Here is a 23886-nt window from a genome sequence, read left to right on the forward strand (position 1 = left end):
ACTGGCTAATCGCTGTTCAAAGCCGGTCCATCGGCGGGAAGCTATCGGTGTGGGCACGAGCCTCGGCGAGCTTCTCGACACCGCGCGGCGGGCGCGGTTCGTCGGGCGTCGGCAGGAGGTCGCCAGTTTCGACGACGCATTGGCCGGGCGTACGCCGCGGCGGGTGCTCTTCGTGCACGGTCAGGGCGGGATCGGCAAGACCACCTTGCTCGCCGAGTTCCGCGCGCGGGCCCGCAAGGCGGGGCGGCGGGTCGTCGACGTCGATGGCCGCGAGGTCGACCCCTCACCGGAGGGCATGACCACCGCGATTCACGACAACGACGACGCCGCGGTGCTGCTGATCGACGGCTATGAGCAACTGCGTCCGGTCGACGGCTGGCTCCGCGACGAGTTCCTGCCCCGGCTCAGCGCCGACAGCGTCGTCGTGCTGGCCGGGCGGGACGCGCCGCCGGCGCCGTGGCGGGCGGATGCCGGGTGGCGGCAGCTCGTGGCCGTGCACCGCCTCGGCCACCTCGACGACGTCGACAGTGGACAGTTGCTGGCGCAGGCCGGGGTCGACGCCGGCGTGCGCGACCATCTCGTGCGGCTCGGCCAGGGGCATCCGCTGACGCTCGCCCTGCTGGCCGATCTCGCCGCCGCCGACCAGGTGCCCGACGCCCTCGCCGACGCGCCGGACCTCATCTCCGCGCTGCTCGAGTCGTTCCTGCACGACGTGCCGGGCGACGCCCACCTGACCGGTCTCGCCACCTGCGCCATCGCCTGGCTGACGACGGAGGACCTGCTCGCCCGGATGGTCGGCGCCGACGCGCCGCGGGTGTGGGGGTGGCTGGCGGCGCGGCCGTTCGTCGCCCGCGGGCCGCGCGGGCTGTTCGTGCACGACCTGGCACGCGACGTGCTGGACGCCGAGTTCGAGCGTCGGATGCCCGAGCGCTACCACGACCACCGGCGGGCCATCCACGCCCACACGGTGACCGGCCTCCGCGCCACCAGCGGGCCGGACCGGCAGCGGCACGCCCAACAGCTCCTCTTCCTCCAGCGCAACAGCCCGTACGCCGCCGCCTTCTCGGCCTTGCGGGCGGTCGGCTCGGCCGCGGTGGTGCCCGCGCGCGCCGACGACCACGACGAGGTGTGCCGGATCGTCGAGCGGTTCGAGGGGCCCGACAGCGCCGACCTGACCCGGGCCTGGCTTCGCGAGCAACCGGACCGGCTCTACGTCGTGCGTACGCCCGGGGGTGTCGCCGGTTTCGCTCTGCATCTGTTCTGTCCCAGCGGTTCGCCATTGGAACAGCAGGATCCGGCGGTACGGGCGGTCCTCGACCACGTCGCGCGGCACGGTCCCACCCGGCCCGGCGAGCTGGTCAACATCATCCGGGTGATCGCCGGGGCGGGTGAGTACCAGCGGGACCCGTACGCCGTGCTGGCCGGACCTGTCTCAGGCGTGATCGAGTGGCTGACCCGGCCGCTGGCGTGGTCGTTCGGCATCACCGTCGACCCCGAGTTCTGGGCGCCGCGGTTCGCGCACGTGGCGTTCGCACCCTTGGCGGAGGCCGACGTCGGCGGGCGCCGGCACGTCGCGTTCGGCATCGACTGGCGTCGCCTCCCGGTCGACGTCTGGCTCGACCTCACCCGCGAGCGCGGGCACACCGGCGAGACCGGGCCACCGCCGGCCGCGCTGCTCCGCCCGCCGCCGCTGGGCAGGGACGCGTTCGCCGCCGCCGTCAAGGCCGCGCTGCCGGTGCTGCATCGCCCGGACCGCCTCGGCGCCAGCCCGTTGATGGGCTCCGCGCTGGCGACCACCGCGACCGGGCCGACGGCGGCGCGGTTGCGCGCCACCATCGAGGCCGCGGTCGCGTGCCTGGCCGGCGAGGCCAAGGGCGAGCAGCTGCGCGCCGTGCTGGACCGCACCTATCTGCGGCCCGCGCCGACCCAGGAGGCGGCGGCGCAGGTGCTCGACCTGCCGTTGAGCACCTACCGCCGCTATCTCGCCCGGGCCCTCGAACGCCTTACCGACCTGCTCTGGAGCGTCGAGATCGGCGACACGCGCCTACCGTGAGTCGTGCACCGCGGCGAGCAGGTCCGCGCGGCGCGGCCCGGGCAGCGGATAGGTCGGTGCGCCGGCGCCCAGCCGCATGATCTTCTCCGCGAGGCCGGGCTGCGCGACGAGATCGTCGGGGGTGGCCAGCATCGACGCCAGCGACTGGTAGGCGCGGGCGACGTCCGGGTCGACGAGACCGGCGGCGAAGGTGGCCAGGCTGAACGCCCACCGCGGGTCGTCCGGTCGGTAGGGCACGCCGGCGGCGTCGGCGTCGAGCTCCGCGAGGCGGTGGCCGTCGAGCCAGCGGGTGGCCCGGTAGAGCGGCTCCATGACGGTCGTCGTCCATTCGTGGAAGCGCCGCGTCACCTTGTCGTGGTCGGCGGTCTCCCGCAACACGTCGCGCAGGCCGATCGCGTGCAGCAGGCCGATCGTGGCCCCGCGGCCCAGCGAGGGGTTCGTGCACGCCCACGCGTCGCCCACCGCGACCACACCGGTGGCCACCGGGTCGCCGTCGACGACGAAGGTGCGCAACCGATCCTCGATGCCGGCGATCACCTCCACCCCGGTGGTCGGTTCGCCGGCACACCAATGAGCCGCCAGGGGGTACGCCGCCAGGGCCGCATCCCACCGCGAAGGTTCACGCAGGCCGCGCAACGCCCGGTCCCGGGCACTGGTGATCAGCGCGACGCTCCACGTGCCGTTGTCGCCGGGCAGCGTCAGGATCGACGCCGACTCGTAGCGCTGCAGCACGTTGCCCCGGCCCTCGGGCAGGCTGGCGGCACGGAAGTGGCGGCTGTAGTAGACGAAGCCGCAGTCGGCCCGTTCCTCCGCTGGGGGTCGCGCGCCGGCGGCGGAGAGCCAGGATGCGAGGGCCGAGCGGCGGCCACCGCAGTCGACCACGAGGTCGGCGCGCAGGTGGTGGCCGCCCTCGGCCAACACACCGGTCACGCGTGATCCCCGGGTCGCCAGGCCGGTGACCCGCACGCCGCGGCGAACCGTGACACCTGCGGTGCGGGCCGCGGCGGCGGCGAGCACCGCTTCCAGCACCGGCCGGCGGGCGGTGACGGTCTCGAAGCGCTCGTCGCCGGGCTGCCAGGATTGGCGCTGCGGTGCGGGCAGGAGGGCGAGGAGGTTCGTCCGCAGCGCGCCGGCGGCCTCCAGGTCGTCGAGCACCGCCGGCAGTTCGGCTTCCATCTCGGCCCGCCAGCGCGGCAGCATCAGGTGGGGCAGGCGGAACTGGTTGACGCCCGGGCGTTCCCATGCCTGCCACGCTTGGGCGGGCGGCGTGGGCTGCGCCTGGTCGCGTTCGAGGACGGTGACGTCGTGGCCGTCGTGGGCGAGCAGCATCGCGGTCGACAGGCCGCACAGGCCGCCGCCGATGACGAGGATGGTTGACACTGTCTGGCCTCCGGGGTCGGGTGTGTGTGCCGACGATCGGCCCGGAGGCCGTTCAACCGCCAGGTCAGTTCGTGGCCAATCGGTGTTCAATCCCGGGGCGAGCCTGGCGGATTCTTTCGGGTGCCGCCGTCTAGCGGTAGGATATTGACGGACGCCGAAGTGTGGTGAGGAGCCCGTCATGGCCGTACCGCGTCGTGCCCTGCTGCGAAATGCCCTGGTCGTCGGCGCCGCCGGAGCGGTCGGTGGCGCGCTCGGTCCGGCCGGGGTGGCGCGGGCCGCCGTGTGGAAGAAGCGGCTGACGGGTGCGGACCTCGACACCAACAGCCGCTGGCGGGTGGCCGGCACCGACCTCGGCATCCCGTACGTGCTGGAGAACGGGTCCATCGGTTATCTGTTCGGCGACACGTTCAACACGCCGTGGCCGGAGGGTCCGCCGCTGCCCAACGACTGGCGATCGCCGGTCATGTTGCGGTCCAATGTGCACCCCGGCGCGGCGGGCGGCGTGGTCTTCGACAGCGCGGCGCGGGTCGCGGGCAACGGCCGGGCGCCGGAGCTCATGCACAACGGGCATCACGGGGTCGGCATCGACGGGCTGCCGGAGGTCACTGTCATCCCCAACGACGGGATCAGCTTTCCCGAGACCGGGCGGCAGCTCATCTCCTACATGAGCATCGAGAACTGGAACTCGGCCGGGCCGGCGGGGCCACACTGGCGGTCGCGTTACGCAGGCCTGGCCTATTCGGACAACGGCAACGACTTCGTGCGTACGCCGTTGAAGTGGTGGAACAACGCCGGCAACACCGACCCGTTCCAAATGTGGACGCTGCAACGCGACGGCGACTGGGTCTATGTCTTCTCGGTGCGCGCGGGGCGCCAGGAAGGCCCGATGATGCTGCGGCGGGTGCGCTGGGACCGGCTGTTCTATCCCGAGTCCTACGAGGGCTGGGGCTGGAACGGCGCCGACTGGGGCTGGGGCCGCCCGTGCACCCCCATCCTGACGGGCCGCTTCGGCGAGCCGTCGGTGCGCCGCCTGGCCGACGGGACCTGGGTCATGTCCTATTTGAACTGTCGGACGGGCTGCATCGTGACCCGAACGGCGACGGGCCCGGACCGGGTCTGGACCGCGGAGAAGATCCAGGTGACGAGCTTCCAGGAACCGGGTCTGTACGGCGGTTTCATCCACCCGTGGTCGACCACCACGAGCCTGCACCTGCTGGTCTCGAAGTGGACCAGAACCCCGGACGGCCGCAGCACGGCCTACCACGTCAGCCAGTTCGCCGGCTCAGCCTGATCGGTGGCTTTCTGTCCTTGATCGCGCGGTGGCGCGCTGCAACCCTGTCGTGGTGCGGTGCGTCTTCTAGGCGGATCAGGGACCGTTCGGTGCTACCGGTGGGAGAACCGGATGTTGCGGATGGTGTTCACGGGGGACGACCTTGCCCGGACGCGGATCGCGGCCGCGGCCGATCCGTTGTGGGAGCTGGCGCTCGGCATCCAGATGTTGCGGCCGCAGCGAGGCGATGCGCTGTTCGGCGGATGGCGTCGTCAGGCGCGGGCCGCGCTGCGGGAGGCCGATCTCGGGCCGGCCGCCGCCTTGCTGGTCGCGCTGCTGCCCAACGTCGGCTACTTCCCCGACTTCCTCACCCCCGGCGCCGCCGCCGGTGGGATCGACGAGGGGCTCGAGGCCGTTCGGCGTACGCCCAATGCCGCCCTTGCTCGTGAGATCGCTCTGCTGGGCGCGGCACGGAGGTTGCCCGGGGAGGCGCGCCAGCTCGCCGCCGGGGAGCCGCGCACGCTCGACCAGCTGACGGCGGCCATGCGCACCGTCTGGGACACCATCGTCGCGCCGTGCGGGCGTGGCATCGACGCCGCGCTGGCGCAGGAACGGCAGAAGCGGGTCACGGCGATGGCCGAGCACGGCGTCGACGGGCTGCTGAGCAGCCTCGCGCCGACGATGATCTGGCGTGATGGCGAGCTGCGCATCCCGGGTCACCGCGACCAGGTCCTGCACCTCGACGGCCGGGGCATCCGGCTGATCCCCGCGTACTTCTGTGTCAGCGGGCCCCTCACCCTCTTCGACCCGGACCTGCCGCCGGTGCTGGTCTATCCGGTGCGGCCGACCACCGCCGCGCTGCCGGGCAGTGGGCGGGCGCTCGACGCGCTGCTCGGCGCGACCAGGGCCGCGGTGCTCGAATGCCTGCACGACCAGGACGCCACCACCACCGAGCTCGCCCGGCGGCTGGGCATCTCGGCCGGGTCGGCGAGCGAGCACGCCAAGATCCTGCGCCTCTCCGGCCTGGTCACCAGCCGCCGCGACCGCAACCGGGTGCTGCACACGCTGTCGGAGCTGGGCCGGGCGCTGGTGACCCACGGGCGCTGATGTTTCGGCCCCGGCCGAACGTCATTGTGACCGGCCGGCTACTCAACGAACACTCCCCTCGGACGGACTGACCAACGGGGGGACAGGATGAGACGGATCAAGGCCGTGGGTGTCGTACTCACGATGGTGGCGGCGCTGATCGCCGTGGCATCGCCGGCGTCCGCGCGGGCGGTCGCCGAGCCGTGCGAGTGGCAGCAGTTCGGCGTCGTGTCCAACTGCGACAACCAGAGCAACTTCTACCAGGACTGCTACTGGTCGATGGACGTTCCACAGCCCTACAGCCGCTACGACAAGACCTTTACGAGCGGCAACTACCGGATGACCGTGCAGCTCTGATACTCCAGCGAGTGCCGCACGGTGTGGGCGTGGCTGAGCGCCCAGCCCGCGCCACCGCCCGGATCGAACTGCTACGTCAAGATCGAGCGAACCTACGGACCCAGAACCATCCTGTACGCGGGCGCAGTGACCGAGTCGGCGTCGATCGCGTACGCGCAGACCAACATGCTCGACGACCACGGCGTCACGTCGTTCGCCTGGGCGCACTGCCAGTGGGCCGGCGGACCGACGATCCGGGGCGGCACGTCGACGTGGTAGGTGATGGGTGCGCGTCGCGGGGGTACAGGGGGTGTTCTTCGCCTCGCCGGGGCGCGCACCAAGATCTTCGACCACCTTGGGCGGCCCTCGTCTTCTGGGTCGAACAAGCAGCACGCCAGGCCGGCCGGCGAGCGCTTCGGAAACGCCCGTGTCGGGTAGAGCATGGGGATGGAAACGGGGATCCTTTACCGACGATGGGTTCCTTGGCTGTGCGGCGCCCTCGCGGTGTTGCAGGCTCTGGGAATGGTCGACAACCTCCTCGATCCCGACTGGCTGCCGGCGGGCTTCTTCGCGCTGACCACCGCCGGTTTCCTGATCCTGGCGGTCGTCCTGACGCGCCTGCGCCGACGCGCGGGTGGCACCTCGACCTGGTAGGTCAGGCGTAGGCGCCGCGGTATTCGGTGGCGGCTGCTGGTGGGCGACCGCCCCGTTTGCGGGACTGGAACGGCTCGCTCGCGAAGTCGCGGTCGATCACCTCGAGTTCGCGTGCCTGGGTTGAAGCGAGCGCGGAGCCAGCAGATTGTCGCCGAGCCCTACGATGTCGCGATCGGTCACTTCCATCCAGAAACGCTCGGCGGGGCGGTCCACCCACCAGGTGTTCAAGGCCACTGCTCATTTTGCTTCGGGCGCAGCGTCCTTCACCATCGTGCGACCCTTCCGGGTGGTCTAGCCGATGGTGCGGCTTGGGGCCCGTGCGACGTGCAGTCCTGGATCGCGCGCGATCCAGCGAGGTGTTCTCCCACTCGCCAGGGGGCGCTTCGAGATCGTCGAACCATCTGCTCGACGATCCGCCCGAGTCAGGCGAGCGACCTGACCCGATCGGTGTCGCTCGGCGCGGCAAGGCCGCCGTCATCAGGCAGGCCCACCGCGACCGAGAAGATCTCGATCGCGGTGGGCTCCGCCCGGGTGGTCATTTTCGGTTAGAGGCTGAAGGCGCTGATGTCGCCGAGCGTCGTGGTAGCGCGGATGTCCAGCTCGGCGGCGCCGTCGTTCTTGAGGGTGTTGGTCACCCGGCCGAGGGTCGTCCCGGCGTCCAGCGTTGCCGATACGCCCGCGGCGGCGCCGATCGAGATGTTGCCGGAGTTGGTCTTGAGGACGACCGAGCCGCCCGCGGCCTCGGCGATTCGGATGTCGCCCCGGGCCGTGCTGATCTGCGCCGCCCCGCCCAGCCGGCCCACCTCGACGTCGCCGTCGATGGCGGTCAGGCGGAGCGCGGCGACCTCGTCGAGCTTGATCTGGCGGTACGCGCCCTCGACCGTGACGTCGCCGAGGCGGCCGACGACGCGGAACTCGAAGGCGCCGGACTTCGCCTCGACGCGGGAGCCGGCGGGCAGCTCGATGGTCACCTCGACGGATCCGGAGGGGCCGAGGAGCTGGTTCGTCGCCGCGGTCACGACGCGCAGGACGCCGTCGGCGTGCTCGACAGACGTCCGCTCCACCGTCTTCACGTCGCGGCTGCGGGAGGCGTTGGCGGGCTCGACCCGTACCGTCGTGTCGGTCCGCTCGGAAGCGATGAACTGGACGGCTCCGGCCGGGATGTCCAGGACGACGTTGATCGGGGCGGGGGTGGCGAATGCGTGGCTGTTGTTCGTCATGCGTCGACTATCGGCAGCCCGCCTGCCATGGACCTGCCACGGCCCTGACACGGCCACTGACACGAACCCTCAGCGGGTACGGGCGACGCAGTCGATGACGGCGAGGCCGCTCGGGGTCGTGGTGGTGGCCGTCGCCGTCAGGCCGGCCTCGGCCGCCAGCGCGGCGTAGTCCTCGACCGTGCGTTCCCGACCCCCGGCGAGGACCAGCATGCGGAGGCTCATCTCGGCGAACATGGCCGGATCGTCGCCGGCCGTCCCGTGTGACTCGATGATGACCACGTGGCCGCTCGGTCCCGCGGCCTCGGCGCAGCGGCCCAAGATCGCCCTCGCCTGAGCGTCGGACCAGTCGTGGAGGATCGCGCTGAGGAGGTAGACGTCGCCGCCCTGTGGGAGCGGGTCGAAGAAGCTCTGGCCTGCGAACGCGCAGCGGTCGTCGAGGCCGCGCTCGGCCAGCAGCGCACGGCCGCGGGCGACGGTCTCCGGCAGGTCGACCAAGGTGGCGCGCACGTGGGGGTTGGCCCGCAGGATCTCGGCCACCAGCGCCCCGGTGCCGCCGCCGACGTCGACGACGTGGCGCACCGCGGACCAGTCGTACGCGGCCGCCGCCGTCGGACGCGTCGACGACGCCATCGAGTCGTCGAAGGAGGCGGCCAGGGCCGGGTTCGCGGCGAGGTGGTCCCAGTACGGCGCCCCGAAGACCTTCTCCCACGCCGGCTGGCCGGTGCGCACCGTGTGCAGCAGCTCGGTGAAGGCCAGATCCATCTGCCCGCCGAACTCCGTCAGGTCGAACGCCTTCCGCATGCCGGCCGGGTGGTCGTCGCGGAGCAGCTCGGCCGTGTCGTCGAGGGCGAAACGGCCCGGCGCCGGCTCGGTGAAGACGCCGTGCCGGGTGAGGTGACGCAGCATCCGGCCCAGGGCGTCCGCGTCGGTTCCGGTCCGCTCCGCGAGGTCCTCGACGCGGTCGGCCCCGCCGGCGATCAGGTCCGCCAGCCGCAGCGTGGCCGCCACCCGTACGGCCATCGGGGTGATCAGGTCGGTGAGCGGCGCCAACCGCTCCCAGGCTGATGCCGACGTCATGTCGAGATCGCCACCTCGGCCTCGATCTCGACCGGGATGCCGAACGGCAGCTCGGCCAGGCCGACCGCGGACCGGGCGTGGCTGCCGGCCCGCTCTCCCCACAGCTCGACCACGAGATCCGAGAAGCCGTTGACCACCATCGGCGTGTCGGTGAAGCCGGGCGCCGTGTTGACCATGCCGAAGACGCGCAGCCAGGCGGTGACCCGGTCGAGGCTGCCGAGCTCCTGCCGCAGGCTGGCCAGCATGGCGAGGGCGGTCAGCCGGGCCGACGCGTACGCCTGCTCCGGTGTCACGTCGGCGCCGACCTTGCCGAACGGCCCGGCCAGGGAACCGTCGCGGGCCAGCGGGCCGTGCCCCGACACGTACGCCCGATCGCCGTGCACCCGCACCCACGGGAACGGCAGCCGCGCGCCGCCGGGCAGCTTCAGCGGCGCCGGCAGTTCCAGGCCCAGCTCGGCCAGTCGACTCTCGATCCGTTCGCTCACGACCTGGAACACTACGGCTCGTGACGCTCTTCGTCGCCGTCACCGGGGGCACCGGCAGCGGCAAGACGACGCTCGCCGCCGCCCTCGCGGAGCGGTTCGGTGACGAGCTGTCCGTGCTGTCGCTCGACGACCTCGTCATCGGGCGGGCCGCGCTCGCCGCCGCGGGCCGCACGGTCACCGACTGGGACGATCCGGACCTGTGGCGCTGGTCCGATCTCCGGGCCCACCTCGGCGACCTGCGCGCCGGCCGGCCCACCACGGTCGACGCGCGCTCGCGAGAGAGTCGGGCCGCCGGCATCACGACCCGGACGATCCGGCCGCGGCCGGTGTGCGTGCTCGTCGGCCACCTCGCGCTGCACGACGCCGCGATCGCGTGCGGCTTCGACGTCCGCGTCTACCTCGACCTGCCGGAGGACGAGCTGGTCCGCCGCCGCCTGGGCCGGCCGCCGACCGACGACAACCGCGAGCCGTACATCTCCCGCACCCTGCTGCCGGCCCACCGTCGCCTGGTGCTGCCGCAGCGGGCCCGCGCCACCCACGTCGTCGACGCGACCCGTCCGCCGGCCGAGGTGGCGGATGAGGTCGCCGCGATCATCACAGCGAGGTGGTCAGGCCGCCGTCGATGATGTGGTCGGCCCCGGTCACGTTGCCCGGCCGGTCGCTGGCCAGGAAGACGACGAGGTCGGCCACCTCCTGCGGCTGGGTGAACCGGTTCGTCACCGACTCGCCGGCGGCCGAGTCCGCGACCTTGTCGGGTGCGGCGCCCGTCGCCGCGCCCACCGTCCGGGCCATGCCGTGCTCGCCGAGCCACAGGTCGGTGGCGACCGGGCCGGGGCTGACCGTGTTGACCCGGACCCCGCGTGGGCCGACCTCCTTCGACAGCGCCTTGCAGAAGTTGAGCAGGGCGCCCTTGGCCGCGCTGTAGTCCATCACCAGCGGGTCGGGCAGCGTCGCGTTGACCGAGCACACCGTGACGATCACCCCGCGGCTCGCCAGCAGTTGGGGCAGGGCGGCGCGGGTGGCGCGTACGGCGGCGAAGAAGTTGATCGTGAAGGTCTTCAGCCAGTCGTCGTCGCTGATCGAGGCGAAGCCGTCCGGGCGGGCCGGCGTCGCGCCGACGTTGTTGACGAGGATGTCGGCCCCGCCGCGGTCGCGGGCGTCGGCCAGCAGCCGCTCCGGACCGTCCGGCGTCGCGAGGTCGACCGCCGTCGGGAAGACCTGGCCCGCGTCGGCGAGCGCGGCGAGGTCGGGCGTGATGGTGCGCGAGCCGGCGACGACGCGCGCGCCCTCCGCGGCCAGTGTCCGGGTGATCGCGAGCCCGATGCCCTTGCCGGCGCCGGTGACGACCGCGGTCCTGCCCGCGAGACCAAGCTCCATCCGCCGATCATCCCGCGCGGCGGGTCGCGAGGTGGCCGCAATGCGTACGTCTGGTCCGTCGGTCCGCCGCGAGCACCGGTTTGGATCGCGGTCGTGTCGAATCCCTGGCTCGGCTGGTTCCAGCACGACGAACCCGACCCCGCAATCCGGACATTTGCCGTAATGTCTCATCGCGTGCAGCGGGTGCTGTTGCTGTCCGACGGGTTCGGCGGCGCGACGATGGCCGCCTACTGCTGGTTGCGGGACCACGGCATCCAAACGGCGTTCCAGCCGGCCACGTCACCGGAGGCGATGGTCGAGGCGCACCGGTGGTACGGGCCCGACCTGATCATCGCGCCCACCCTGACCAGCCGCGTGCCGCCCGAGCTGTTCGGCCGCGTCGTGATCAACCATCCCGGGCGTCTCGGCGACCGCGGCGCCTCGTCGATCGACTGGGGGCGGTGCCGCCGCGAGCCGTTCGGCGGCAACACGCTGCTGCTCGCCGCCGACGGCTGGGACACCGGCGACATCCTGCACACCACCACGTTCCGCTACCCGACCGGACCGGCCACCAAGAGCTGGATCTACGCGTACGCCCATCGGGCCGCCCTGCTCGACGGTCTCGCGCGGCTCGTGGCCGAGCCCTTGCCGACGCCCCGCCCGCTGGACTACGCGCAGGCCGACGTGCTCGGGCGGTGGAACGACGTGCTGCGCCAGGCGGACTGCACAGTGGACTGGTCGCTGCCGGCCGACGAGATCGTCTGGCGGTGCGCGGCGCGCGACGGCTCCCCGGGCGTGCGCACCGAGCTGCTGGGCCACACCATCCACGTGTACGACGTGCACCCCGCCGGTCCGGCCCACGGCGCGCCGGGCGAGGTGGTCGGGTGGCTGCCGGACGGCGCGATCCGGGTGGTGGCCGGGGCCGACAGCGTCTGGATCGGCTACGTGAAGGCGGCCGGCTGCAAGGTGCCCGCGGCGTGGTGGCTGCGCGACGTGCTGGGTGGCCGCTTCCCCGGCTGGCAGGGCGATCCGCTGCCGTACCGGCCGGTGACCACGACCCTGCTCGGCCCGGTGGCGGTGATCACCGCGTCGGCGTACAACGGGGCCTGGTCGACGGGTTTCTGCCGTGCGGTCTCGGCGAGCATCGCCGCGGCGGCGCGCCGGCCGGAGGTGGACCAGATCGTCCTGCGCGGCGGTGGCGCCGGGCCGTTCTGCAACGGCATCAACCTCAACCACGTGTACGCGGCCCCCGCGTCGCTGCCCGAAGCGCGCGCCAACATCCGCGCGATCAACGACGTAGCGCTGGCGCTGTTCCGCGCCCGCCGCGAGGGCGTCTCGGTCATCGCGCTCCTCGACGGCGACGCGGGCGCGGGCGGGGCGTTCCTGTCGCTGTGCGCGGACGTGGTGGTGGCGGTGCCGGGCCGCACGTTCAACTACCACTACGTGGGCATGGGCGGGCTGACCGGCTCGGAGTTCCACACCCTGACCCTGCCGGGGCGGCTGCCGTCCGAGTCTTCGCGCTCTGCGCTGCTGCACGACTGCCTGCCGCTGAGCGCTTTCCAGGCCCATCAGCAGGGGTTGGTCGACTACCTGGCGCCGGGTTCCTTGTCCGATGAGGACCTGTTGATGTGGGTGCACGAGTTCGCGCTGAACCACCGCGACCAGGGCAAGCGGTCGGACGACCAACGCTGGCGCCCACTCCCGACAGAGGCGGAGCTCGCTTCGACGCAGGCACGCGAGCTCGAGGTGATCGACCGCGACTTCGCGAGCGAGCCGTTCCAGTCCGCGCTGGCGGACTTCGTGCACAAACGGGGCGGCCACCCGCCAGCAGCCGCCACCGAATACCGCGGCGCGTACGACTGAGCTGGTGCTCGGCCCGGTGGCGGAACCTTAGCCGTCGCGCAGGGAGCGGACCATGCTTCGGAGGATCAGCAAGGCTGGTCACGGACGCGCCCCGCGCGAGCCCGGAATTCGACAAGCCCGGCCGCAAAGCAGCGACACCGACCGCGAAAGGCGTCAGGTCAAGCGGCGGGTTGGCCGTCGACGATGTGCACGTGGGCGAGGCTCGGGGAGAACGCTGCGACGTGGGCCGGCGTTCCGTGGTGCGGTCGGCTCGGACGGAAGCTACCCTCGCGAACCGCCAGGTCATAGCAGCCGTCGCCGAGGGTGTACTCCGTCAGCAGGCCGGACACGCCATGGCTGGCGGCCCAGGCCAGGCCGTCGGCTGCGGACGCGAAGACGCCCGCCGCGTAGCGGGCGCCCTCGCCGTGAAAAACCCAGACGGTGGCCATGGAAAGCGATCAGGAAGCGGCGGCGATGTCGCGCGCCCGCGCCCGTAGCGCACGCGCCGTCGTGTCGCGGCCCTCGGCCACCAGCCGGCGCAGCGCCGCCGGCTGGCCCGCCTGGCCCAGCCACGCGTCGGCCGCCGCCACGACCTCGTCGGTGATCGTGTAGGTCGGGTAGCCGTAGACCACGAACTCCTGGCCCGGCTCGCTGTCGCGCATCGCCCACACGGACGCGACCGACTCGAAGAAGCGCAACGCGTAGGGGGCCGTCAGCTCGACCTGGGTCGAGTGCTGGAAGCCCGACAGCAGCGCCCGGTTGCGCCAGTTCGGCAGTTCCTTCGACTCCGTCAGCGCACGCCACACCGACGCCTTGTTGTCGGCCGACGGAATCAGGGCGTGCGCCTCCGCCGCCTCGCGTTCGCCGCTCGACGTGCGGTCCGACGCGAGCTCCGCCTCGATCTCCGGGGCGCCCGCGGCGCCGTTGGCGACCAGGGCGCGCAGCAGCGACCAGCGGAACTCCGTGTCGATCGGCAGGCCCGCCGGCACGTTGTCGCCGGACAGCCAGCCCCGCAGGATGGCCAGGTGCTCGTCGGAGCGCGCCGCCGACGCGAACGCGCGCGCCCATGCCAGCTGGAAGCCCGATCCGGGGGGCGCGGCGAGCATCGCGGTGCGGGCCGTGTCGGCCAGGGCCGCCCAGCCGGTCGGCGCCCACTCCGGGTCGGCGTAGAAGGACAGCGCCCCGGCGGCCTGGCGCAGCGTCGCCGTGACCAGGTTGATGTCGGCCTCGGCCGGCAGGCCCGTCAGGGCCAGCGCGACGTAGTCGCGGGCCGCGAGCTCCGCGTCGCGCAGCATGTCCCAGGCCGCGGCCCAGCACAGGGCGCGCGCCAGTGACGAGTCGAAGCCGTCGATGTGTTGCACCACCGTGGCCATCGAGCGCTCGTCGAGGCGCAGCTTGGCGTAGGTGAGGTCGTCGTCGTTGAGCAACAGCACGTCGGGCGCGCGGACCCCGGCGAGCTGCGGCACCGGCGTACGCTCGCCGGTCACGTCGATCTCCAGCCGCTCGCGGCGCGCCAGCTTGCCGTCGGCGGTCAGGTCGTAGAGGCCGACGCCGATGCGGTGGGTGCGCAGCGTCGGGTAGTCGGCCGGCGCCTCCTGCAGCACCACGACGGACTCGTAGGTCCCGTCCGACGCGATCTCGACCTGCGGCCGCAACGTGTTGACCTGCGCCGTCTCCAGCCACTGGGCCGCGAACTTGCGCAGCTCCCGACCGGACGCCGCCTCGAGCTCGCCGAGCAGGTCGTCGAACGTCGCGTTGCCCCACGCGTGCGCGGCGAAATAGGCGCGCAGCCCCGCCAGGAACGGTTCGATGCCGACGTACGCGACGAGCTGCTTGATGACCGACGCGCCCTTGGCGTACGTGATGCCGTCGAAGTTGACCTCCACGGCTTCGAGGTCGGGCATCTCGCAGTAGACGGGGTGGGTCGAGCTGAGCTGGTCCTGCCGGTAGCCCCAGTTCTTGCGGACCGACAGGAACGTCGTCCAGGCGTCGGTGAAGCGCGTGGCGTTGGTGTTGCACCAGTGGCTCGCCCACTCGGCGAACGACTCGTTGAGCCACAGGTCGTTCCACCAGCGCATGGTGACCAGGTCGCCGAACCACATGTGGGCCAGCTCGTGGAGGATCGTGTTGGCGCGCTGCTCGTACTCGAAGTCCGTGACCTGGGAGCGGTAGACGTAGGCCGACTCGGCGTGAGTGACGCAGCCGAAGTTCTCCATCGCGCCGGCGTTGAAGTCGGGGACCCACAGCTGGTCGTACTTCGGCAGCGGGTAACGCACCCCGAACTGCGCGTGGTAGAAGTCGAAGCCCTGCGTCGTGATCAGGTTCAGCTCGGAGGCGTCGAAATATTGCGCCATGCTCGCCCGGCAGAAGTAGCCGAGGTCGATGCCGTCGTGGGCGAAGCGCTCCTCGTGGTAAGGCCCCGCGCACAGCGCCGTGATGTAGGTCGACATCCGCTCCGACGCAGCGAAGTGGACGGTCTTGACCTCGTCGGAGACGGTGTCCACAGAGGACACCGGCATGTTGGAGACGACCTTCCAGTGCGCCGGCACCGTCGCGTGCCAGGTGTAGACCGACTTGAGGTCGGGCTGGTCGAACGCGGCGTAGACCCGCTGCGCGTCGGCCGTCTCGAACTGGCTGTAGAGGTAGGTCTCGCCGTCGACCGGGTCGACGCTGCGGTGCAGGCCCTGCCCCGAGGTGGAGTAGTTGAAGTCGGCGTCCACGACGAGCTCGTTGACGGCGGCCAGCCCCGGCACCGTGAGCCCCTTGTCGGCGGCCCAGCCGCTGATGTCGACCGGCTGGCCGTTGAGCGTCGCCGAGCGCACCGACGCGGCCGCCAGCTCGACGAACGTGGTGGCGCCGGGCTCGCGGCAGTCGAAGACGACCGTGGTGACGGACCGGAACGTGCGGGCGTCGCCCTGCCCGGCGGAGGCCAGGTCCAGGCTGATGTCGTACGAGGTGACGTCGAGCAGTCGAGCCCGCTCGGCCGCCTCGGCCTGGGTCAGGTTGCGCACACCAGCCACGTTCTGATCTCCCTTTGCGTCCACGGTGACGACACCGGCATTTCGTCGAGTCTTCCACGGTCGCCGGAGCGCATCACGGTAACCCACGTCACGAGCACCGACCGGTGCGGAAGGGTCGGGCGAGGGTGAATATCAGGGTACGTACCCCGAACCCCCCGAAGGACGTAACCATGTCCGAACGTCAGAGTGTCGACATGTGGTTCGACCCGGCCTGCCCCTGGGCCTGGATCACCTCCCGCTGGCTCCTGGAGGTCGAGAAGGTCCGCCCGGTCGACGTGACCTTCCACGTGATGAGCCTGGCGGTGCTCAACGAGGGCCGCGACATGCTCGACGAGAACTACAAGAAATTCCTGCGTACGGCCTGGGCGCCGGTGCGGATCTGCATCGCGGCCGAGCAGAAGTACGGCAACCACGTGCTGCGCGACCTCTACACCGCGCTGGGCACCCGGATCCACCCGGGCCGGCAGGAGCGCGGGCCGGAGCTCTACGAGGCCGCGCTGGCCGAGGCCGGTCTCGACACCGCCCTCGTCGCCGCCGGTGAGAGCACCGAGTTCGACGAGGCGCTGCGGGCCAGCCACGACGCGGGCATGAAGCCGGTCGGGCTCGACGTGGGCACGCCGGTGATCCACGCGCCCGGTCCCGACGGCGAGCCGCTGGCGATCTTCGGCCCGGTGGTCACCCCGGCGCCCAAGGGCGAGGCCGCGGGCCGGCTCTGGGACGGCGTCGTGCTGGTCGCCGGCACCCCCGGGTTCTTCGAGCTGAAGCGGACGCGCGACCTGGGTCCGATTTTCGACTGATCGGGGCCTTTCCATATGCCCGACCCGTTCGTTGCGTAGGGTGACCGCCGTCACCCTACGCAACGATGGGACGAAGACCATGCCCGAGCACCCGGACGACGTCGCGGAGAGCATCGGCGCCGCCTACTGGTCGGTCGACGAAGGTCGGTGGGAGACGCTCGCGCCGAACCTGCCCGACCACTGCGTCGACCTGCTCGCCCCGCCGATCCTCGTCGGCGCCGCGCCGTGCCGGGCCGAGGTGGCGGCCCCCGACTTCGTCCCTCCCTCGGGTGACGACCGCACGCCGACCGCCCTCGACCGGCTCGACATGTTGGTGCCGGCGCCACGGGAGACCACCCGCGCCACAGCCTGAGACGGCGGCCGGGTGTCCGCCGTCACGCGTACGCCCATCGGTAGCGTTTCGGACATGACGATCGTGCACCCGATCGCCCGGGCCTGGATCACCACCGGCGGCACCGGCGCGCAGAACTACGACGAGTTCGCCGACGACAGCGAGATCACCGCGATCATCGCCGACAACCAGCGCAGCGCGCTCGCGATCGAGATGCCGCACCGGGCGCCGGACGCGGGCGGGCGGTCCTTCCTGGACTCGCTGTCCGCGGCCGCGCAGCGCCTCGCCGACGCCAAGGACGACGGCAGCTACACGCCCGCCGACCGGGTGGTCGTGCTCTACCGGATCACGGCGCCCGGCGAGGAGCCCGCGTACGGCATGTTCGCCATGGTCGACACCGACCAGATCTCCACCAGCGCCGACGAGCCCGGCCTCGTGATCCGCAACGAGGACGTGTTCATCGAGAAGGTGCGGGAGCGGGTCGCCCTGGCCGAGGCCGTCGGCCACCTGCTGTCGCCCGTGCTCCTGCTGCAGACCGGGCGCGGCGCGGAGCTGCAGGCCGCCCTCGCGGCGGCCTGCGACGCGGCCGGCGCGCCCGCCGCGACCGACCTCGACCAGGCCGGTCGCACCCACGCGATCTGGCCGCTGGGGCCCGGCGCGACCCAGGACCGGCTGACCGCGCTGGCCGGCGGCGGCGAGCTCGTCGTCGCGGACGGCAACCACCGCAGCCTGGCGGCCCAGCTCGGCGAGCTGCCGCGCTTCCTGGCCGTGATCACCACGCCGGCGTCGGTCGCGATCCAGCCCTACAACCGCCTGATCAGCGAGCTGACCAGCACCCCGGCGGAGCTGCTCGACGCGTTGCGCGCGGCGGGCGCCGAGGTCACGCCGGTCACCGACCTGCGACCCACCTCGGTCGTCGTGTACGCCGCCGGCGCCGCCCACGCCGTCGCGCTCCCCCACGACGCCGCGGTGAGCCGGGTCGACAACCTCGACCACGCGCTGGTCGAGCGGATCATCCTGCGCGACGCCCTCGGGCTGGAGCCGGGCGACAAGCGGATCACCTACGTCGGCGGCGACTACCCGGCGGAGTGGCTCACCGGCGAGGTCGACGCCGGCCGCGCGGAACTGGCGATCCTGGTCGCGCCGGTCACGGTCGACGACTTCGTGGCGGTCAACCTGGCCCGGGCCAAGATGCCGCGCAAGAGCACCTGGTTCACGCCGAAGGCCCGCGGTGGGCTGGTGCTCGCCGAGCTCGGCGCGCACTGAGAGACTGCAGACCATGCGCGTCTACCTCGGCTCCGACCACGCCGGCTTCGAGCTCAAGTCCCACCTGGTCACGCACCTCGCCGCCAAGGGCTACGACGTGGTCGACGTCGGAGCGCACCACTACGACGCCAACGACGACTACCCGTCGTTCTGCCTGCACACCGGCGCCCGCGTGGTCGCCGACAAGGGCAGCCTCGGCATCGTGATCGGCGGCTCCGGCAACGGCGAACAGATCGCGGCCAACAAGATCAAGGGGGTCCGGGCAGCGCTGATCTGGAACCTCGACACGGCCCGCCTGAGCCGCGAGCACAACGACGCCAACGTCGCCGGCGTCGGCGCGCGCCAGCACTCGCTCGAGGAGGCGACGGCGCTGGTCGAGGCGTTCCTCGAAACCTCGTTCTCGGGCGCGGACCGGCACGCCCGCCGGATCTCCGAGGTCGCCGACTACGAGATCTCCCAGGAGCTGCCGGTCCTCCCCGACTAGCGGGGCCTGGCGCCGCCGCGGGGCAGGTCTTCGCGGGGCACCCAGTTGCGGCGGACGACGACCAGGCGGTCCAGAGCCTCCGCCTCCTCCGCCGCGCTGGGGCGGGACGCGTCGCGGGCCCGCATCGCCGCGGCGGTGCCGACCTGGGATGCCCCCGAGCCGACCAGGCCGCGCAGGCCGCGTTCGGCCTCGCGGTCCTCCGCCGGCGGCAGGCCGCCGGGCGAGCGGTGGCCGGCCGGGCGGCGGGGCCGGCTCTCCGACGCGTCGGGCTTGCGCGGGGCCGGGGCCGGCTCGGGGACCGGGTCGTGCACCTCGGCCGTGACGGCCGACGGGTGGCCTTCGTCGTCGACATCGGACGGCGGCGGGGCCGGGGCCGGCCGGGACGCCGGATGGCGCAGGCGCCGCCTACGCCGTTCGTTGTCGCTCATGCGCCCGACCGTACCCGCTGGTCCGTCAGAACACCTCCATCCCGCCGGGGGCCTGGTGCCAGCCGAACGCGGTGTCGCCGGCGACCAGCGCGCCGGGTCGCAGCTCGCGCACCCGGCCGGCGCGGCCGAGCGTCGCCAGCGCCGTGCCGCCGAGGTAGGCGGCGCCGAGCTCGAGCACGTCGCAGGCCAGGTCGGCCGGGTCGGTGGTGGGCTCGCAGGAGGTCGTCGTCCCGTCGGTGGTCAGCCGCCAGCGGCCGGCGTTGGCGGGCAGGAGCGCGTCGGTCACCTCGAGCACGACGTCGAGCGGCGCGCGGTAGGCGCGGGCCCGCAGTGCCGCCGGCACGTCGACCAGGCGCACCCAGAGGCCGTCGGCCAGGGTGGGCTTGAGCCGGCGGGGCTCCGGGACCAGGTGCAGCAGCGGCTCGTCGGGCGTGGCGAGGCCGTAGGTCAGCCGCCGGGTCAGGTCGAGGGAGAACAGGAAGCGCCAGAGTGCCCGGGTGGCGTCCGGGTTGCCGGCGACCACCTCGCTGACCCGTACCTCCGCGTTGGGACCGCCGTCGTCCCAGTCGCCCTTGACGCGCCAGATCGCGTAGCCGTCGACCGCGCCGTCCGGGGTCTCGTGCACGACGGCCTGCCGCTCGGTCGCGCCCTCGCGGTGTGCCTCGATGTCGAGGAGCAGGAAGTTCCACCAGTTGTCGTCGCGGCTCGACCAGCCGGGCCGGTGCGGGCGCAGCTCGTCGTAGAGCTTGGCCAGCTCGATCCGGAGCGTCGCCGGGCTGCCCGCGCGGAGCCGGCCCGGGGCGGGCGCCGGCAGGCCCGTGCCGGTGAGGTCGGCCTGGAGCTGGAGCCGCGGCGCCGCGAAGCCGTAGCCGAACCGCGGGTAGATCGCGGTCTCGCTGGCCCACAGTGCGGCGATCGGCTCGCGCCCGGCCGCGGCCACGTCGCGGAGCTGGCGCTCCATCATGCGGCGCAGGATGCCCTGGCGGCGGTGGGTCGGCAGCACGCCGACGCCGGTCACGTGCGCGCACGGCACGACGCCGCCGGGCACGGCCATCTCGCGGTCGAAGGAGCCCGCCGAGCCGACGATCTGGTCGCCGTCGACGGCGACCAGCCCGCGCGCCGGATCGTGCAAGGGGCGCTCGACGGCGAGGGACTCGGGGTTCTGGGTGTAGTGGAAGACGACGCCGAGCATCGCCGCGATCGCGTCGAAGTCGTCGGGGGTGGCGGTCCGCACCTCGATGTCGGGGGAACTCATGCGTCCTGCGTACCGGATTGTCGGCGATGGGGCGACCGGTTTGTCGGCTCGCTACCCTGACGTCAGGAGGGGGAAGCGATGACCGACCAACGCGAGCCGTGGGCCGAGCGCACCGTCGAAATGCCACCGGAGGACCCGAACCCGTTCCAGCGCGGACGGGCGCAGGTCGGCCCGGGACGGCCGCCGCAACCCGCACAGCCACACATACCGACCGGCACCGGCTGGCCCGGCGACACGGGCTCGATCCCGCGGCCGGTGTTCTCGGAGGAGCTCCGGCTGTTCCGCCGGGGCGCCGGCACGATGCTGTTCGGCGCGCTGTTCGCCTTCGTCTGCTGGGGGCTGTGGGCCATCTCCGACGGCGGCAACCTCGGCACCCCGGTGGCCCTCTTCGTGCTGACGGGCCTGGTCGCGCTCGGCCTCTACGCGCTGGCCCGGGTGGTCGGCCGGGTGGTGCTGGAGAAACAGCTGGGCCGGGTACGCCGCTCCGCGCGCGGCGCGCACCTCGTGACCGCGGTGTTCCTGGTCGGCGTCGGGGTCGCGTACCTCCGGCAGATCGACTGGGTGGTCGACGCCTGGAGCTGGATCGCCCGGCAGTTCTGACCGGTTCTGTCCCACAAACGGGGCAGTCAGCCGTGGCGCTCGAGCCCTACACTGGCCTCCACTTCCCGCCGGGAAGGTCCCCCAGAGGGAGGTCTCTGTTGGCTCTCCTCAGCGTCGTCGTGCCGGTCTACCGGGTCGAGGACTATCTCCCCGCGTGTCTCGACTCGATCCTCGGCCAGGGGTTCGACGACCTCGAGCTGGTCGCGGTCGACGACGCCTCCGACGACGGTTCCGCGGCCATCCTGGCCGACTACGCGGCCCGCGACAGCCGGGTCCGGGTGCTCACGCTGCCGGTCAACCGAGGGCTGGGCGCCGCCCGCAACGCCGGGCTGGCCGCCTCGACGGGTGACTACGTCTGGTTCGTCGACAGCGACGACTGGCTCACCGACGGCACCCTGTGGGCGGTCGCCGACCGGCTCGCCGAGACCAACGCCGACCTGCTGGTGACCGGCTTCGCCCGGGTCTTCCCCAACGGCGCCGTCAAGGAGAACAAGGTGAGCTGGGCCGGCCCGACGCCGGAGACGTTCCGTCTCGCCCAGGTGCCCGGCCTGCTCAAGCTGCTGCACATCGCCTGCAACAAGGTCGTGCGCCGGCAGCTCCTGGTCGACCTCGGTCTCGCGTTCCGCCCCGGCTGGTACGAGGACGTCGCGTTCTCCCTGCCCCTGATGATCGCCGCCGACCGGATCACGCTGCTCGACCGCTACTCCTACGCCTACCGGCAGCGCGCGACCGGCTCGATCACCCGCACCGTCAGCGACCGCCATTTCGAGGTCTTCGACCAGTGGGAGTTCGTGTTCAGGTTCCTGGGCGACCGCGCCGAGGAGCTGCGGGCCCCGGTGTTCGCCCGGGCGGTCTGGCACCTGCTGCAGGTGCTCAACCACGGCGCCCGGGTGCCGCCGGGCCGGCGCCGCGAGTTCTTCGCCCGGCTGGTGGCCTTCCACCGGGCCGAGCGGCCGGCCGGCGGCTACCCGCTGCCGCCCGGCGACGAGGGCGTCAAGCACCGCCTGGTCGCGCACAATGCGTTCCTGCTCTTCGAGGCGCTGCGGGCGGGCCGCAAGATGCAGGTCCAGATGGTCAAGCGGGCCACCCGGCCCGCCGGGGCAAAGCCGCGTGTTTCGGACGCCGTACCCTAGCCCCGTGTCGTCGTCATCGTGGTCGCTGCTCAACTGCCCCGCGCCCAATAGCAAGCTCGCCCGCTTCAAGCGGTGGTTCGGCGTACGCGTGATCCGGCTCCCCCGGCAACGGGTGTGGGTCATCGCGTCCAACCCGGGCCAGGTTCGCGAGCTGCTCGCCGCCCCCGAGTCGGCGCTGCCGGCCCGGTCCGTCCGGATCATGGTCTACTGGCAGGCCATCCGCCCCGGCTGGTCGGGCGCCATCGACCCGCTGCCCCGGCTGCGACGGCACAAGGTCTCGCTCCCGCTGCGCAAGCGCGGTGTGGCGGCCATCACGTTCGCGCTGCACGAGCCGCTGCCGCTGCGCGACATCGTGCGCAGCGGGCTCAACGCGCTGCTGCCGATCCGCCGGATGCCGATGCCGGCCAGCCCCGACATCGCCGCCACCGGCGTGCTGCCGGCGTTCCTGCCGCCGTCGGCGCGCTACGGCCGGCTGCCGTCGCCCGACGAGATCCGTCCGACCGACGTGCTGCTCACCGCCGACGCTGACGCCGACCCGTCGGCCGCCGGTGTCGTGCTGCCCAGCGACACGGCTCAGGCCGGCGGCGCGGTGCTGTTCGACGCGATCCGGATCAACCCGCGCGGCCGCCCCGACAAGACCGCCAAGGGCGAGCTCAAGCTGGTGCTGGGCGACGCCCGCTCGGGGCCCAAGGTGCGCTCCGGCCGGCTCGACGGCATCGGGCTCGACCAGCTGACCATCGAGATCGTCCGGCGCCGGGCCACGGTCGACGCGACCGAGCTGGCCGGCTGGGCCGGCGACCCGGGCCAGGCGGCCGGGATGCTGGTGCAGATCGCCGCCACCGGCGCCGTGCTGCGCGCCCCGGAGCTGCCGCCGGCCGTGTCGAAGCTGCTCTCCCCCGAGCTGGCCGGCATCCTGGCCGAGCCGGCGCCCGACGTCACCGACGCGGTCGCGCTCGAGGTGCACAGCATCCGGCAGCGCCGGGCCGCCCTGCGCGGGCACGCGGCCGAGCTCGTCCTGCCCCGCCTCGCGGCCGACGGCTTCCCGCTGCTGCGCGCGCTGCCGACGGTCAGCGCGATCCTGATGACCCGCCGCCCGGAGATCCTCGGGCCGGTGCTGGACGCGCTGGAGAAGCAGTCCTACCCCGACCTGGAGATCGTGGTCGGCCTGCACGGCTGCCCGCCCACCGACGCGCTCAACGCGTTCGTGGCCCGCTGCGCCCGGCCGATCTCGGTGGTCGAGGTGCCGGCCGGCGTCGACTTCGGCACGGGTCTGGGCATCGTCACCGCGCGGTCCAACGGCAGCCTGGTGACCAAGGTCGACGACGACGACACGTACGGCCCCGAGCACATCTGGGACCTGGTGCTGGCCCGGCACTTCTCCGGCGCGACGATGGTCGGCAAGGCCGCCGAGTTCATCCACCTCGAGGAGCGCAACGAGACGATCCGGCGCAAGTTCGGAAACGCCGAGTCGTACGCCGAGTCGGTGGCCGGCGGCACGATCCTGATCGGCCGGGGCGACCTGGAGAACGCGGGCGGCTGGCGGCCGGTGCCGCGCTCGGTCGACCTGGGCATCATCACGCGGGTCAAGGCCGACGGCGGGCTGATCTACCGGACGCACCCGTTCGGCTACGTCTACCACCGCCGGGCCAAGGGCCACACGTGGGACCCGGGCCAGCAATATTTCCTCGACTCGGCGGTGGTGACCTGGCCGGGCATGCCGCCGTACGCCGAGTTCGGTGCCCCGCTGGGCGCCAGCGCCTGACGCCTGCTCGCCGGCCCGCGCCGGCCGGCGGCGGTGCTTTCGCCTGACCGG

Annotated in this window: 24 protein-coding genes; 15 read left to right on the forward strand and 9 right to left on the reverse strand. The window is 72.7% G+C overall.

Annotated features, from left to right (window positions below):
* Window positions 1-49 precede the first annotated feature (49 nt).
* Entirely contained in the window at window positions 50-2053 is a 2004-nt protein-coding gene (locus O7635_RS00110; RefSeq protein WP_278078338.1) for an AAA family ATPase, read from the forward strand.
* On the opposite strand, the gene O7635_RS00115 is transcribed toward O7635_RS00110, so the two are convergent.
* Window positions 2045-3433, reverse strand: coding sequence for an FAD-dependent oxidoreductase (locus tag O7635_RS00115; protein ID WP_278078339.1), 1389 nt, complete (start codon window positions 3431-3433; stop codon window positions 2045-2047). The two genes, O7635_RS00110 and O7635_RS00115, sit on opposite strands and share 9 nt — an antisense overlap.
* A gap of 178 nt (window positions 3434-3611) precedes the next feature.
* On the opposite strand from O7635_RS00115, the gene O7635_RS00120 reads away from it, so the two are divergent.
* The 5 genes from O7635_RS00120 to O7635_RS00140 all read left to right on the forward strand — a co-directional run bounded on the left by O7635_RS00120 (window position 3612) and on the right by O7635_RS00140 (window position 6779).
* Window positions 3612-4724 (forward strand): DUF4185 domain-containing protein, encoded by a 1113-nt coding sequence (locus O7635_RS00120; protein WP_278078340.1) that lies wholly within the window; start codon window positions 3612-3614, stop codon window positions 4722-4724.
* 111 nt (window positions 4725-4835) lie between these two features.
* Window positions 4836-5810, forward strand: a complete 975-nt coding sequence (locus O7635_RS00125; protein WP_278078341.1) for a winged helix-turn-helix domain-containing protein — start codon at window positions 4836-4838, stop codon at window positions 5808-5810.
* Window positions 5811-5915: 105 nt separating this feature from the next.
* Complete coding sequence (locus O7635_RS00130) at window positions 5916-6146, forward strand: hypothetical protein (protein ID WP_278078342.1); 231 nt, start codon at window positions 5916-5918, stop codon at window positions 6144-6146.
* Between the two features lie 126 nt (window positions 6147-6272).
* Window positions 6273-6404, forward strand: a complete 132-nt coding sequence (locus O7635_RS00135; protein ID WP_278078343.1) for a hypothetical protein — start codon at window positions 6273-6275, stop codon at window positions 6402-6404.
* A 243-nt stretch (window positions 6405-6647) separates the two neighbouring features.
* The gene (locus tag O7635_RS00140) at window positions 6648-6779 is read left to right on the forward strand and encodes a hypothetical protein (protein WP_278078344.1); all 132 of its coding nucleotides are present in this window, start codon (window positions 6648-6650) and stop codon (window positions 6777-6779) included.
* A 545-nt stretch (window positions 6780-7324) separates the two neighbouring features.
* On the opposite strand, the gene O7635_RS00145 is transcribed toward O7635_RS00140, so the two are convergent.
* The 3 genes from O7635_RS00145 to O7635_RS00155 all read right to left on the reverse strand — a co-directional run bounded on the left by O7635_RS00145 (window position 7325) and on the right by O7635_RS00155 (window position 9561).
* Window positions 7325-7999 (reverse strand): DUF4097 family beta strand repeat-containing protein, encoded by a 675-nt coding sequence (locus O7635_RS00145; RefSeq protein WP_278078345.1) that lies wholly within the window; start codon window positions 7997-7999, stop codon window positions 7325-7327.
* 69 nt (window positions 8000-8068) lie between these two features.
* The gene (locus tag O7635_RS00150; RefSeq protein ID WP_278078346.1) at window positions 8069-9076 is read right to left on the reverse strand and encodes a methyltransferase; all 1008 of its coding nucleotides are present in this window, start codon (window positions 9074-9076) and stop codon (window positions 8069-8071) included.
* Window positions 9073-9561, reverse strand: coding sequence for a RidA family protein (locus tag O7635_RS00155; RefSeq protein WP_278078347.1), 489 nt, complete (start codon window positions 9559-9561; stop codon window positions 9073-9075). Before O7635_RS00155 ends, O7635_RS00150 begins: the two co-directional genes overlap by 4 nt.
* A 20-nt stretch (window positions 9562-9581) precedes the next feature.
* Between O7635_RS00155 and O7635_RS00160 the strand changes: the two genes are divergently transcribed.
* On the forward strand, window positions 9582-10187 hold the full coding sequence (locus tag O7635_RS00160; RefSeq protein ID WP_278078348.1) for a hypothetical protein: 606 nt from the start codon (window positions 9582-9584) through the stop codon (window positions 10185-10187).
* On the opposite strand, the gene O7635_RS00165 is transcribed toward O7635_RS00160, so the two are convergent.
* Window positions 10156-10938, reverse strand: coding sequence for an SDR family oxidoreductase (locus tag O7635_RS00165; protein ID WP_278078349.1), 783 nt, complete (start codon window positions 10936-10938; stop codon window positions 10156-10158). The two genes, O7635_RS00160 and O7635_RS00165, sit on opposite strands and share 32 nt — an antisense overlap.
* A gap of 162 nt (window positions 10939-11100) precedes the next feature.
* Here O7635_RS00165 and O7635_RS00170 point away from each other — a divergent pair, with 162 nt between their 5' ends.
* A complete protein-coding gene (locus O7635_RS00170; protein ID WP_278078350.1) occupies window positions 11101-12780 on the forward strand; it encodes an enoyl-CoA hydratase-related protein in 1680 nt (559 codons plus the stop codon).
* A gap of 158 nt (window positions 12781-12938) precedes the next feature.
* Here O7635_RS00170 and O7635_RS00175 read toward each other — a convergent pair whose 3' ends face one another.
* Complete coding sequence (locus O7635_RS00175) at window positions 12939-13208, reverse strand: hypothetical protein (protein WP_278078351.1); 270 nt, start codon at window positions 13206-13208, stop codon at window positions 12939-12941.
* 9 nt (window positions 13209-13217) lie between these two features.
* Window positions 13218-15770 (reverse strand): aminopeptidase N, encoded by a 2553-nt coding sequence (gene pepN, locus O7635_RS00180; protein WP_278085331.1) that lies wholly within the window; start codon window positions 15768-15770, stop codon window positions 13218-13220.
* Between the two features lie 179 nt (window positions 15771-15949).
* Here pepN and O7635_RS00185 point away from each other — a divergent pair, with 179 nt between their 5' ends.
* The 4 genes from O7635_RS00185 to O7635_RS00200 all read left to right on the forward strand — a co-directional run bounded on the left by O7635_RS00185 (window position 15950) and on the right by O7635_RS00200 (window position 18657).
* Complete coding sequence (locus O7635_RS00185; RefSeq protein ID WP_278078352.1) at window positions 15950-16576, forward strand: DsbA family protein; 627 nt, start codon at window positions 15950-15952, stop codon at window positions 16574-16576.
* Between the two features lie 79 nt (window positions 16577-16655).
* On the forward strand, window positions 16656-16928 hold the full coding sequence (locus O7635_RS00190) for a hypothetical protein (RefSeq protein WP_278078353.1): 273 nt from the start codon (window positions 16656-16658) through the stop codon (window positions 16926-16928).
* Window positions 16929-16982: 54 nt separating this feature from the next.
* Window positions 16983-18173, forward strand: coding sequence for a DUF1015 family protein (locus tag O7635_RS00195; RefSeq protein WP_278078354.1), 1191 nt, complete (start codon window positions 16983-16985; stop codon window positions 18171-18173).
* Between the two features lie 13 nt (window positions 18174-18186).
* The gene (locus O7635_RS00200; protein ID WP_278078355.1) at window positions 18187-18657 is read left to right on the forward strand and encodes a ribose-5-phosphate isomerase; all 471 of its coding nucleotides are present in this window, start codon (window positions 18187-18189) and stop codon (window positions 18655-18657) included.
* On the opposite strand, the gene O7635_RS00205 is transcribed toward O7635_RS00200, so the two are convergent.
* Window positions 18654-19085, reverse strand: a complete 432-nt coding sequence (locus O7635_RS00205) for a hypothetical protein (protein WP_278078356.1) — start codon at window positions 19083-19085, stop codon at window positions 18654-18656. The two genes, O7635_RS00200 and O7635_RS00205, sit on opposite strands and share 4 nt — an antisense overlap.
* Window positions 19086-19110: 25 nt before the next feature.
* Entirely contained in the window at window positions 19111-20340 is a 1230-nt protein-coding gene (locus tag O7635_RS00210; RefSeq protein WP_278078357.1) for a GNAT family N-acetyltransferase, read from the reverse strand.
* Between the two features lie 78 nt (window positions 20341-20418).
* Between O7635_RS00210 and O7635_RS00215 the strand changes: the two genes are divergently transcribed.
* The 3 genes from O7635_RS00215 (at window position 20419) to O7635_RS00225 (ending at window position 23835) form a co-directional block, all read left to right on the forward strand.
* Entirely contained in the window at window positions 20419-20940 is a 522-nt protein-coding gene (locus O7635_RS00215; protein WP_278078358.1) for a hypothetical protein, read from the forward strand.
* A gap of 98 nt (window positions 20941-21038) precedes the next feature.
* Window positions 21039-22073 carry a glycosyltransferase family 2 protein gene (locus tag O7635_RS00220; protein WP_278078359.1) on the forward strand — a complete coding sequence of 345 codons (1035 nt, stop codon included), beginning with the start codon at window positions 21039-21041 and terminating at the stop codon, window positions 22071-22073.
* Between the two features lie 4 nt (window positions 22074-22077).
* Window positions 22078-23835 (forward strand): glycosyltransferase, encoded by a 1758-nt coding sequence (locus O7635_RS00225; protein ID WP_278078360.1) that lies wholly within the window; start codon window positions 22078-22080, stop codon window positions 23833-23835.
* The last annotated feature ends 51 nt before the right edge of the window (window positions 23836-23886 follow it).

This window comes from Asanoa sp. WMMD1127 (genome assembly GCF_029626225.1).
GTDB lineage: Bacteria > Actinomycetota > Actinomycetes > Mycobacteriales > Micromonosporaceae > Asanoa.